Source organism: Microbulbifer sp. MLAF003 (assembly GCF_030012965.1).
Lineage (GTDB): Bacteria > Pseudomonadota > Gammaproteobacteria > Pseudomonadales > Cellvibrionaceae > Microbulbifer > Microbulbifer variabilis.
The window spans coordinates 2,316,254-2,328,278 of record NZ_CP120232.1 but is presented as its reverse complement, the minus strand read 5'-3'; the positions used below and the strand labels follow the sequence as shown (position 1 = coordinate 2,328,278).

Sequence of the window (12,025 nt, the reverse complement as noted above, 5' to 3'; positions counted from 1 at the left end):
CAAGTGAGACTGTATATAAAGAACTGAAAATAAGGCGATGTTATTGAGCTAGAACTTATATAAAAGAAGGAATCAGAATGAATTGCTTTTTAGTTTTGCTTTTATGCTGGTGGATTTTATCAACATCTCACTGAAGTTCAATGCAGACTCCACTTTCTCCTCGTATATGCATTCTGGACCACGAGAGTCAACGCCTATTTCAGCCCGCTTCTCTCATAACCTCAACGACATGAACGTTGCCACAAGGCTTTCACTTCTGAATTTTCAGGGAGTTCTCCAGCTGGGTGAACTGCCCTTGTATCATCGCCTTTTCCTGCAGCAGGATACGATTTTCATCCGCCAGCTGCTCTATGCGGTCCTTGGATAAAGTCAAATCTATTTCGAGCTTTTCCATGGACTGATATTGTAACTGTGCCTCTTTGGCGAGAGCTGAGTAGTCACTTTGCAGTTGGGCTAACTGGTTCTGTAAGCTGGTTATCTCCGTAGCTCTAGCCATGTCCAGCTTGCCCTGATCTTCAGCCTGCCTTCTAAGCACCTCGACTTCCGCTTGAGATGCTCCAATCTGTTCACATAGATCATGCTTTTCTCGATTAACTTCTGCCACCAGTGCCTGCCCGTGTTTATTCAGCAGCTCCTGCTCACTTAACTTGCGCTCGGTCAGTGCCAACTGCTCAGTAAGTATGGCGACTTGACCTTTCAACTGCTCATTTGCGGAGCGGAACTGATCCCTTTCATGCTGACGATCGCTGGCTGTTCGCTGCTGGAAATGCTCGAAGTGCTCACGAATATCACGGTTCTCGAGCCTCATTTCCTCAATGGACTCTTTCTGCTCCTGAATGCGGCCCAAAGCCTCTTCACGTTGAAATTCGCTCTTCTCAACCGCTTTCTGCGTATCATCCAGAGCCCGCTTTAGCTGGCGCTTTTCGGTTTCCGCAATCGCCAGCTTCCGCTCCAGCTCACGGACACTGGCCGCCTGCTTGGAGTTTTTCTCCTGAACCTCGCTGAGTTGGGCGGCTATTGATTCTTCCTGGGCCCTAAATTCCTGCTGAACCTCTTCAACTCTTTGGTCCGCCTGCCCCTGGATGCGCTGGTGTAACCCTTTGAGAGCCTCCACCAGGTCCCTAGGGAGGCCGCTAACATCTGTGTCATTGGCAATCTCGCTACGCCAACGCTTTAACAGTGGCGCGATAGTGCTTTTGCTGCCAGTTCCCAGGTGAGATCGCACCCGATCTACCGTTGGCTCTTCCCCCAGGGCCTTTACCGCTTTCGCAGCCTCAACAATATCGAAATAAGTAACCCCTGCACGTGCCATTAGCCTTTCCTTAGATTATTTCGTTACAAATTACGTAATACGTAATATTACATAATCTTTTACAATTAACCAATTCTTGAATTTACCTTCATAACATTCGATAATGATCCTTATCGAAGGTTATATTTATAAGAAAGCCCGCATTTCCCGTACCACCAGTACAATCAATACTTCTTAAGGTGTCTTGAAAATCATGGGAATCCAGCCCTCCCCGCCCGGGATACCCCCGCTAAAAACCAGCTCTCTTAGTACAACTGGACAGGCTGACGCTCTGCTATCAGAAGAGGACATCCAGAAATACCTGCGTGCGGCCACCTCTGACAGTACGCGCAAGGCTTACCGCTCAGCTATCCGCCAGTTCGAACGGTGGGGCGGCAGGCTGCCTACCGATGGCCACTCACTAGTGAGCTATCTGATGAGCCGGGCAGACAAGTTGAACCCTCGCACATTGGATCTGCACCTTACCGCCATTGGCCAATGGCATCTGTATCAGGGAATTCCAAATCCAGTCACCGAACCCTTGGTACAAAAGACTATGCGCGGCATTCGCCGCACGCATGGCAAGCCCAAACAAAAAGCCAAGGCTTTGAGCCTCCAACACATTGCCACTATGGCTAATCAGTTGCGCTCGCAACCGGATTCAAATAAGAAGGCAAGGGATCTCGCTCTGATTCTAATCGGCTTCTTTGGGGCATTTCGGCGTAGCGAGCTGGTAGCGATCCAGGTGGAAGACCTGGTTTGGGAGGAGGAAGGCCTGATTGTGCGTCTACCTAAATCCAAAACGGATCAAAACGGTCAAGGAATTATGCGTGCCCTCCCCTTCGGTAAACCAGAATCCTGCCCAGCTCAAGCCCTCAAAACCTGGCTAAAAGTAAGTGGTATTGTTCGTGGGCCGGTATTCAGAGCGGTTAACCGCTGGGATACAGTTCAGGACCGGCAATTAAATCCCACTGCCATCAATGACCTACTGAAGAAGCTTGGGGCAGATTGTGGATTTGACTTCATCAATGAACTCAGCAGCCATAGCTTCCGCCGCGGACTATCTACATCTGCAGCCCGGGAAAAGGTTGGTTTTGAGCTGATCAAAAAGCAAGGTGGCTGGAAAAGTGATGCCACAGTTTGGGAGTACATTGAGGAAGGGCAACAATTCACCGAAAACGCCTCAGCAATTCTTATGAAGAAGATGGCAGAATTACTTTAGCAGCTATGGGAGCCCGGAATCTGCCTCAGGCTCCCGAAAAAAGCCTGCTAAATCTGTAAGCTTGAGCTGAATCGCCCTATGGGAGCACCAATACCCACCCTGCCGATCCACTTTCCATCTATCTCAGGCTGTCTACACTGACAAGCTCATAAAATCAGCCACGCTCGCCAATAAACACCTGGGACCAACTAAACTCTCCGGGCAGCAACGGGCAATATCTACTAACTAACCCTAATTACCACAGCACTCTTGTACCCAGGCGCCAAAATAGTTCTTTTTGAGCCGTAAATTGGCCCGGGTCAGGACTCACCAGCTTTTCCTGGAGACACCAACCATGGCTAAACACACCTGCGTCGTTGTAGGCGTCGGGCCTGGAAATGGGGCCGCCTTTGCCAAGAAGTTTAATCACGAAGGCTACCAGGTGGCGCTTCTTGCCCGAAATAAAAGTTACCTAGATAAATTGCAGGCTGAGCTGCGCCAGGCAAAGAGTTACATCTGTGACGTTACCAAACCTGATCAAATTGCCGATGTATTCAGCCGTATCCAAGCTGAAATGGCCCCAATCGAAACATTGATCTACAACGCTGGCTCTGGCCACTCCTGCACCATTGAAAATCTCGATATCTATGAATATGAATCGGATTGGAAGATAAATTGCCGGGGCTGCGCTCTATTCGGCCAACTGGTGACTACTGAGATGATCCAGCATGGCAAAGGAAACATCATTATTGTGGGGGCAACCGCCTCCCTCCGCGGCGGAGCGAACTTTGCTTCTTTTGCATCAGCAAAGGCTGCGCAGCGCAGTCTTGCCCAATCGATGGCCAGGCATCTTTGGCCCAAAGGGGTACATGTAGCCTACCTGATCATTGATGGGCCGGTAAGTAAAAGTCGCACACTAGATGGAAGCACAAGAGATAATCAAACATTTTTGCAGCCACCAGATATCGCCGACACGGCCTTTTTCCTGACAACCCAGGCCAAATCCGCCTGGACTTTCGAGGTGGATCTTAGGCCCCATGTGGAGAAATGGTAACAACTATCAGCTAAGTTAAAACTGCTCATTCTGATTTGCCGGGAACCAGATTTTGCAAGGAGGCCAATAATGACCCTTAACAAGAAACAAATTGAAGAGTGTGAATCCAGCCGTTGGGACTTTTCTGACCTGAAAGCTGTATTTCTTAACTGCACTCTGAAGCCTACGCCGGAACTATCCCATACGGATGGACTGGTTACTATCTCCCGAGAAATCATGCAAAGAAACGGTATATCGGTACAGGTACTGAGACCAGTTGACCACGATATTGCCTTCGGCGTTTACCCAGATATGACTAAACACGGCTGGGAGAACGATGACTGGCCACAGATATTTCAACAAGTGATTGAGGCCAATATCCTGGTTATAACAACACCTATTTGGCTGGGGGAAAAATCATCCGTATGCACCCAGGTTATAGAAAGGCTTTATGCCAATTCATCTGATCTGAATGACCAGGGACAATACGCCTATTATGGGCGAGTCGGGGGCTGCCTTATTACTGGCAATGAAGACGGAGCCAAACACTGTGCGATGAATATCCTCTACTCCTTGCAACATCTTGGCTATGTTATCCCACCCCAAGCAGATGCAGCCTGGGTTGGTGAAGCAGGCCCTGGCCCCTCATATCTGGACCCAGGTTCTGGCGGCCCGCAAAATGACTTCACCAACCGCAACACCACCTTTATGACATGGAATTTGATGCACCTTGCGAGAATAATAAAAGATGCCGGTGGTATCCCTGCCCATGGAAATCAGCGCTCGGCGTGGGATGCAGGCTGCAAGCCCGATTTTCCCAACCCCGATTATCGATAGGGACGCCCTCCCCCGTTGATCAATCTGTGTCCATCGATTGGCGGGGAAGTGTAAATAAATCGAAGCATGATGTATCAATGCCTTACCTTGGCTCTAAGTCAGAAAGTAATAGCCTTTTGCTGAGGATATATCTAACCATTTCGTATCGCTATTGATCGGCACTATTGAAAGTTGCCCTCAGAACTTGCCACATAGAAACCAGATAGCGGTACTGCCAGTCTTATGACCAAGAAACCCAATGTGTCTGCTTCATGTCATAGGCAGTTTCACGCGCGAAAGCCAGTGGTCAATTTGCGCATTATCCATTTCGCGCTGGAGCATTCATCCTCGAAACCTAATACCATCATACTAAATATCCAACGCTCATCGCCTTAGCCTTAGCCTCAGCCTCAGCCAAATCACTCTTTCAGGAGCTCATCACTGCCCATAGAAAATTCAATAGGACACGGCTCACTGACTGATAAAAAGACACTCACAAGCAGATGATTTTTGAAAAAAACAATAGGATAAAGCTCCAATAAAAATAACAGTTACTTTCTTTGAATTAAGGTTCATAACGATGATGACCTATTAGCCTTTATAGCAACTTAAAAATAGAAACGAACTAAACTATAAGAAACAAACGCAGAAAATCGATCAATATGAACATGCAAACAGGGATATAGAAGGCAAACTTATTTATGAGCCATTCTACAACACGTCCAATATACAATGGCGCTAATGCCATAATTGATCAATTAGATGCAAACAAAGTAGATTGTATTTTTGCCTCGCCCATCGCCATTATGGCGCCAGTGTGGGAAGTATTCGCTGCTAGAGAAAATAAAATAAACATACGCTATTTTCGTTGTCGTCATGAACTATTGGCTGTCAGCCTTGCCTATGGATACTTTAAGGTTAAGGGAAAGCCGCAGGCTGTTTTTCTCCCTTCCAGTCTGGGAGTATTAAACGGCTCTATGGCACTAAGGTCCTCATTACAAGAACGAATCCCGATGCTCGTTATATCACCTGATTCATTAACCTACGGTGAGGATGCTACAACCGATCCAGGTCCGGAATGGCCCTCTTTACTTGTTGATTTTGCAGGCCCAGCAATAGAGGGAGAAAGAGTCGTCAAATGGTCAAAAAAAGCAATAACTTCTTCTGATCTAGTACAAGAGCTTAATCGGGCCCAATTTATTGCAAATGCTGTCCCGCGAGGGCCCGTTTTACTTGAAGTATCTTTCGATATATTACTACATGAAGCACCCAAGTCTCTGCCTCCCGTTCTGGCTTCAAGTCCGGTAGTGGCTACAAAAAGCCATATAGAAGAAATAACAAATCTGTTAGCAAGTGCATCATCACCTATTATTATCACAGAATATGGTGGACGAACAAAAGCTGAAAAAGAACAACTAATCCATATCGCTGAAACTCTTGCAGCTCCTGTTTTCGAGTTCATGATGCCTGCGTATCATAACTTCCCCAGGTCTCACCCGCTGTATGGATTTGAAATTACAACTGAAATCCTCAATAAAACTGACGTCATTCTGCTCATTGGCTGTAATGCCCCCTGGCATCCTCCCCACCGGGCATTAATGCCTGATTGCACTGTCATTCATCTTGAAGAAGATCCATTAAGACCTCGTGCGCCCTATTGGGGTTACAAAACAACCCATACTATTGCAGGTGACCGCTTTCTCAATATGAAGCAAATATCAGCCTCACTGGAAGACAAAAAAATTGATAACAAAAAGCGTGCTAATGATTGGTCACGTTATTCAAACTCAATACGGGAAAAAACCGTAAAGATGCACAAGAAGTGTTACAAGCAACGAAACAAGGTATTCCGGCTTCAGAATTATTCCGAGTTTTACATGATACTTTACCCGAAAACTGCGCATGCATCGATGAGATTGTTGCCCAGGTTCCTCAGATGCTGGATCATTTGTACAGTGCTAAATTATTTCAACAATTTAGAGGCTGGTGTGGTGCATTAGGAACCGGACTGGGCACAGCATTAGGGGTAAAACTTGCGAGCCCCGACAGGCTCGTCGTTTGTATTATTGGTGATGGCGCCTGGCACTATAATCCTGTTCCGGCTGCGCTGGGATTCTCTCAGGAATATGGATTACCGCTTTTCATCGTCTTATGTAACAACAACCAGTATTTATCGCAAACTTGGAATATACAAAAGTACTTCCCAAATGGTGCAGCAGTTAAAAATAATCATTTTGTTGGCAATCTTATACAGCCTGAACCTGATTATTGTAAAACGGTCGAGTCTTACGGAGGGCAAGGCCTGCGAGTAAAAGAGATAAGCGAGTTAAAAAAAGCTATCAACAAAGGATTGCAAAGTATTCAAACCGGGAAAACATTTTTGCTCGATGTTAAAGTTGTGCCATAAACTAGAGAACCTGTATCAACTCAGACCTGGACATGTGTCTAATTCATCTAATAATGTTAACCAACGGATGAGATGTTTCGATAACTCCCCCGACTCTAGCTATCGATAGAGATATCCTATATTTGGTCTTTTTGGGGTGTCTATAGCCTAAAAATATGGGCATTTGGCCAATCCTATCCACATTTTTAGCAAGCTATTTACAAGATTCACAACCAAGGATAGATTGCCCGCCTTCGTGATTTTTACCAGTCCCCACCACTCTGACTTTGTATGCCCGCCTTCATCGAGAAGTCGAGCGTTGATATGGTGGCTTACCCATCTCCGTGAGGTCCCTTTTCCGAATGAAACCAGAGTTCTTGGAACACATCCTGGATAGCAAACTATTTGTCACTGTATGCCTGGTTACAGCCATTATGCTGTTGCGCGGCTTGCTTACGCTAGCAATTGCCCGAAGTAGCTGGCAGAAAGCTGATAAACGTCGCCGTATCAATACTGTACATAATATCGGCAACTTATTGCTGGTAGTCGGTTTAATGGTGATTTGGGTAAGTGAACTTCGGGATTTTGCCCTGTCTATTGCCGCTTTCTCTGTGGCAATTGTTCTGGCACTTCGTGAGGCTGTACAGTGCTTGGTTGGCGGTCTATATCAAGCCAATATGCGCTCCTTCACCGTTGGAGACTGGATTAAAGTTGGCGACCAGTTTGGTGAGGTCACCGACAGTGATTGGTTAAGCACCACACTTTTGGAAATCGACCCTCACGGACTTGGCAATGGTTATACTGGAACCACCCTTTACATTCCCAACAATGCGTTCTTCACCCAACCGGTAAAGAACCTGAACTTCATGCGTCGCTATATCGAGCACACTTTCTCAATAACTCGCGAACGCAGTGAAATAAACCCTTTTGAGGCCAAGAAGTTTATTGCAGAACGCTTGAAGGAACACTGTGATTCATTCCGGGAAGTTGCCGAGCGCTACTGCAAGCTGATTGAGAGTCGTATGGGCGTGGAGCTATCTGGCCCTGACGCGAAAGTGAGTGTTACAACCAATGATCTTGGTCATGATGTGATCACCGCTACAATATTCTGCCCTCGTGAAGAGGCAACAAATATCGAACAGCTAGTGACCGAAGATTTTTATAATTTCTGGTTTGAGAAAACAAAAAATTTGAAGGCTGGAAACTAACAACGGCATTCTATCTCAAGCACTGGTGGATAGCTTTTCCCAGTGCTTGGGTTGCTCCCACCTACACCCTAATGATCAGCAAAAATTTCTGTTAACCATTCAATAAAAGTCCTAACTCTAGGCGACAGGAAACGATTCTGAGTAAAAACTACAGAAACCGGTTCACTTGGTGGGCGAATGTTAGGTAACACTTCTATTAGATTGCCCTCAGTTAGATCCTTTTCAACATGAAACCTGGGGAACTGGGCCAGGCCAATCCCTAATTTAACGGCATCCCGATAACTCTCCGTACCCGTTACCGTGATAGGCGCTATAGCTTCCATGGTTTCAACCTTGTCACCAACGCAAAATGATAGCGGCGTAGACTTCCCCGTTGTTATCGAGCGGAGGGCCACTGCGCGATGATGGCTCAAGTCACGTAGGGATTTCGGGGTGCCATAGCGCTCAAGATAACCCGGTGAAGCACAGGTGAGTCTGTCCAGCATTGTCAGACGCCTCGCGATCAACTCACTATCGGCTAAATGACCATATCTGATCGCACAGTCCACTCCTTCCTGGACCAAATCAACCCAGCGATCCCCTTCGCTCATCACCAAAGTAATATCGGGGTAACGTTCAAAAAATTGCGGAAGCTTAGGCATAACGAAGTAGCGAGCAATTGTTCCCTGTACATCGACACGAACCTCCCCTTTCGGCAACGAGCCCTTAAATGCACCTTCCGCTTCTTCTACATCCGAAAGTATCGATAGGCATCGCTGGTAATACAGTTCCCCATCCAGCGTTGCTTTTACCTTGCGTGTGGATCTCTGTAACAACCTCACACCAAGCTGCTTTTCAAGCTTATTGATCACTTGTGTAGAGGTAGATCGCGGAACATCCAAGTCGCTAGAGGCCGCGGTAAAGCTGCCACGCTCAACGATTCGAACATAGAGTCGCATTGCATCCAGCTTATCCATATTAAGCCCATTGTTTATCTATTTAGAACAATAGGTTCCATTTTAGCTAGATTATCTACTCAAACCACGAGTTTATTCTCTTCGGAAACATTACTCATAGAGTCACAGCTGTGACTCCAATCAGCTTGGAGGTCATTTTGGAAAAAGTTGCACTAGTCACCGGCGCTTCCAGAGGCATAGGTGCGGCTATTGCCACCCGACTGGCAAAGGACAACTTCACAATCTTGGTTAACTTCGTTGGCAACTTCAATGCCGCTGAAAAGTTGGTCAATCAGATTGATGCGGCTGGAGGAAAGGCCGTCACCGTTCAGGCAGACGTCAGTGATTCCAGCGCAGTTACTAAATTATTTGAATCTGTGGAAGCCACCTTTGGTGGTATTGATGCTGTTATCAATAGTGCTGGCATCATGAAGTTAGCAACTTTAGCCGAAAGTAAAGAAGAAGACTTCGACACCATGGTTGCCGTCAACCTTAAAGGTACATTCAACACAATGCGGGAGGCCTGTAAACGCCTTAGACCAGGTGGGCGAATTATCAACTTGTCCTCAAGCGTTGTAGGCCTATATATGCCCACCTACAGTATCTACGCAGCAACCAAAGCCGCCATTGAGGCGATGACACAGGTAATGTCCAAAGAGATGCGAGGACGAAATATTACCGTTAATGCTGTTGCCCCGGGACCAACAGCAACCGAACTTTTCCTCGATGGCAAAACTGATGAGATGGTGAACAGCCTCGCCAACTTGTCTCCACTGGAGCGACTGGGAAGCCCGGAAGATATTGCAAACACGGTTGCCTTTTTGGCCGGGGAGCAAGGGGGATGGATCAATGGGCAGGTGATTCGGGTTAATGGTGGGATTATATAAATCCAACCCTAAGCCCGGCTCATTACTCGCAGCAGTTTAAGAAACTTTAGCTGCTGCTATTGATTATTTTTCTGACTTGGAAAGAAAGCCGATGTCCTCCCTAATCCAGGCGTTAAACCTAAAGCACAGCAGAGATACCTTTATTGCTGCAACTATTACCAGTGCCGCCGCCTTTACCTGCCTTGCAACAAATTTACCTCCGTGGGCAATGTTTGTCGGCTGGGTTGTCTTTTTCACCAGGCCCACCTCTATATCGAACACATTAACCAGTAGTATTTGTGTCACTTTGGGAATTTTACTCGGCGTAATTGCTTCTGTAATAAACAGTGTGTTACTGCCTGTAATGGGTAAAGCTGCCTTCGCTGCGACAGTATTTATTGTAGCTTTTATCGTGGTTTCCCTCAGTGGAAAGCCCATTATCGGCAATATTGCCGCTTGGTTTCTGGGGTTAATTACCTTTTTTGCTGCACATGCCGAGACCACTTATATAGGAATAGCCTCACTGATCGCCCCTGTTCTCCTGGGAATATCCTCAGGCCATTTATGTACCTATACACAATCCCTACCAGGAAAAAATAAAGCGGATTAATCTGCTTCCAATTCTCTTAGGCGCAGGCGAATAATTTCAGCCAGCCTTCTTGCTCCTGGGCCTGTAGTCTCGCGATCGGCAAATATCAGGTACATAGACACCTGCCTTTCATTGCCACCGCGTAAGGGCAGTGGCTTCAAGGTGCCCTCTTCCAGTTCCTGTCTAATTTTCTCCTCCGGCAGCCAGGCAAAACCATAGCCACGGCAGGCCGCGCCAATGGAGGTGGCCATATTGCTGACAGTCCAGCGTTGGGCCACATCTACCGTATGGGTCCGACTGGTTCTCTGTGAGCCTGTATCCCGCACCACCAGGTGGCGATGATTGCGTAAGTCTCGCAAGGTCAGCTCTCGCCCCAATTGGTGTAAAGGATGATCCGGGTGGGCAACGGGAATGATTCGTACCGGGCTGTAGAGCAGCTCACCATTGAAGCCTTTGGGAATATGTGGGCTGATAGCGAAGTCGATCTTGCCCTGCTGCAGTGCTTCAGGCCCACCGCCGATAACGGTTTCATAAACTTCAATACGGGTCTGCGGGCTTTCCTCGCCAAACTGGTCAAGGCACTCCAATAATAACCAAGTGGGAAAAAAGACCTCTATGCCGATAGCAATTTCTGACTCCCAGCCAGCAGAAGCCTTACAGGCTGCAGCCTCTAAAGATGCGGCATCCTCCAGCAGCTGCCGTGCATGGCGGTACAGCATATCGCCCGCTTTTGTCAGCACTGCTTTGCGGCCACTGATAGTGAATGCGGCCACACCCAGCACAGACTCCAGTTTTTGCACCGCATAGCTTACGGAGGACTGGCTCTTATGCAGGCGTTCCGCCGCCTGGGCGTATCCTCCGCCCTCAACAACCGCTACCAAACACCGCCATTGCTCGAGCGTAATTTTCGGGTTTGAAGATGATCTGGCAAACTGATTAGTCATAAATCGGATATTTCGATAGATTTCAGTGAAATTTTCTAATTTTTAATCGAATTAACCAATGTTTCAATAGTGTTCAAGCTAATTGATTCACTAGGAACCAGTCATGACAAAGTTGCTCAATATCCAATCCAGCATGTTCCAAGCCGGAGGACAGACCTCCCAGCTGGCTGCAAAGTATATCGAGAGCTGGAAAACGAATAATCCGGATGGCGAACTAATTCAGCGTGATCTGGTGGCAGAGCCGGTGCCCCACCTGTCTCTGGAGCGCTTTCAGGCCTTCACTACCCCGGCTGAGCAGCGCACCGCAGATCAGCAAGCTATTGTTGATTTTTCGGACAAACTTATTGAAGAGATTACTTCGGCAGATGTGCTGGTACTGGGTGTACCTATGTACAATTTCACAATCCCCTCCACCCTGCACACCTACTTCGACCATATCGCCCGAGCCGGCGTCACCTTCCGCTACACAGCGAATGGTCCTGAAGGATTGCTGAAGAACAAGAAAGCAATCGTCTTTGTCGCTCGAGGTGGCTATCACGGTGACGATCATGCGCAGAGTGCCTTTCTACGTCAGTTCCTCGGCTTTGTAGGTATCACCGATGTTGAGCTTGTTTACACGGAGGGGCTTGCGACCGGTGAAGAGGCAAAAGAAAAGGCCGTCGCAGCTGCAAATGAACGTATTACTGAGCTTGCTTAAACCTGCAAGTGCTACCGCATTCATTGGAAATAAAAAAGCCAGGCCCTATTATCCGGCCT

12 protein-coding genes are annotated in these 12,025 nt (G+C 47.4%); 9 read left to right on the top strand and 3 right to left on the bottom strand.

The genetic code is table 11. The annotated features are described in order from the left end of the window. Nucleotides 1-250 precede the first annotated feature (250 nt). Nucleotides 251-1,312, bottom strand: a complete 1,062-nt coding sequence (locus P3339_RS11270; RefSeq protein WP_282953454.1) for a DNA-binding protein — start codon at nucleotides 1,310-1,312, stop codon at nucleotides 251-253. Between the two features lie 193 nt (nucleotides 1,313-1,505). Here P3339_RS11270 and P3339_RS11265 point away from each other — a divergent pair, with 193 nt between their 5' ends. The 6 genes from P3339_RS11265 (at nucleotide 1,506) to P3339_RS11240 (ending at nucleotide 7,935) form a co-directional block, all read left to right on the top strand. Further along, nucleotides 1,506-2,513 carry a site-specific integrase gene (locus P3339_RS11265; protein ID WP_020412830.1) on the top strand — a complete coding sequence of 336 codons (1,008 nt, stop codon included), beginning with the start codon at nucleotides 1,506-1,508 and terminating at the stop codon, nucleotides 2,511-2,513. A gap of 334 nt (nucleotides 2,514-2,847) precedes the next feature. After that, a complete protein-coding gene (locus P3339_RS11260; RefSeq protein WP_282953453.1) occupies nucleotides 2,848-3,546 on the top strand; it encodes an SDR family NAD(P)-dependent oxidoreductase in 699 nt (232 codons plus the stop codon). Between the two features lie 69 nt (nucleotides 3,547-3,615). Next, nucleotides 3,616-4,362, top strand: coding sequence for a flavodoxin family protein (locus P3339_RS11255; protein WP_282953452.1), 747 nt, complete (start codon nucleotides 3,616-3,618; stop codon nucleotides 4,360-4,362). A 680-nt stretch (nucleotides 4,363-5,042) separates the two neighbouring features. Beyond that, the gene (locus P3339_RS11250) at nucleotides 5,043-6,341 is read left to right on the top strand and encodes a thiamine pyrophosphate-binding protein (protein WP_282953451.1); all 1,299 of its coding nucleotides are present in this window, start codon (nucleotides 5,043-5,045) and stop codon (nucleotides 6,339-6,341) included. Further along, the gene (locus tag P3339_RS11245; protein WP_282953450.1) at nucleotides 6,278-6,748 is read left to right on the top strand and encodes a thiamine pyrophosphate-dependent enzyme; all 471 of its coding nucleotides are present in this window, start codon (nucleotides 6,278-6,280) and stop codon (nucleotides 6,746-6,748) included. The genes P3339_RS11250 and P3339_RS11245 overlap by 64 nt, the downstream gene beginning before the upstream one ends. 341 nt (nucleotides 6,749-7,089) lie before the next feature. Continuing rightward, a complete protein-coding gene (locus tag P3339_RS11240; protein ID WP_020412834.1) occupies nucleotides 7,090-7,935 on the top strand; it encodes a mechanosensitive ion channel family protein in 846 nt (281 codons plus the stop codon). Between the two features lie 68 nt (nucleotides 7,936-8,003). Here the strand turns inward: P3339_RS11240 and P3339_RS11235 are convergent, their stop codons facing one another. Further along, nucleotides 8,004-8,891 carry a LysR family transcriptional regulator gene (locus P3339_RS11235; protein WP_282953449.1) on the bottom strand — a complete coding sequence of 296 codons (888 nt, stop codon included), beginning with the start codon at nucleotides 8,889-8,891 and terminating at the stop codon, nucleotides 8,004-8,006. A gap of 137 nt (nucleotides 8,892-9,028) precedes the next feature. Between P3339_RS11235 and P3339_RS11230 the strand changes: the two genes are divergently transcribed. Both P3339_RS11230 and P3339_RS11225 read left to right on the top strand, forming a co-directional pair. Next, nucleotides 9,029-9,757 (top strand): SDR family oxidoreductase, encoded by a 729-nt coding sequence (locus P3339_RS11230; protein ID WP_282953448.1) that lies wholly within the window; start codon nucleotides 9,029-9,031, stop codon nucleotides 9,755-9,757. Between the two features lie 91 nt (nucleotides 9,758-9,848). Continuing rightward, the gene (locus P3339_RS11225) at nucleotides 9,849-10,346 is read left to right on the top strand and encodes a DUF1097 domain-containing protein (RefSeq protein WP_282953447.1); all 498 of its coding nucleotides are present in this window, start codon (nucleotides 9,849-9,851) and stop codon (nucleotides 10,344-10,346) included. Here P3339_RS11225 and P3339_RS11220 read toward each other — a convergent pair. Beyond that, complete coding sequence (locus P3339_RS11220; RefSeq protein WP_282953446.1) at nucleotides 10,343-11,269, bottom strand: LysR family transcriptional regulator; 927 nt, start codon at nucleotides 11,267-11,269, stop codon at nucleotides 10,343-10,345. The two genes, P3339_RS11225 and P3339_RS11220, sit on opposite strands and share 4 nt — an antisense overlap. Before the next feature lie 103 nt (nucleotides 11,270-11,372). Here P3339_RS11220 and P3339_RS11215 point away from each other — a divergent pair, with 103 nt between their 5' ends. Then, a complete protein-coding gene (locus tag P3339_RS11215) occupies nucleotides 11,373-11,966 on the top strand; it encodes an FMN-dependent NADH-azoreductase (RefSeq protein ID WP_282953445.1) in 594 nt (197 codons plus the stop codon). Nucleotides 11,967-12,025 lie beyond the last annotated feature (59 nt).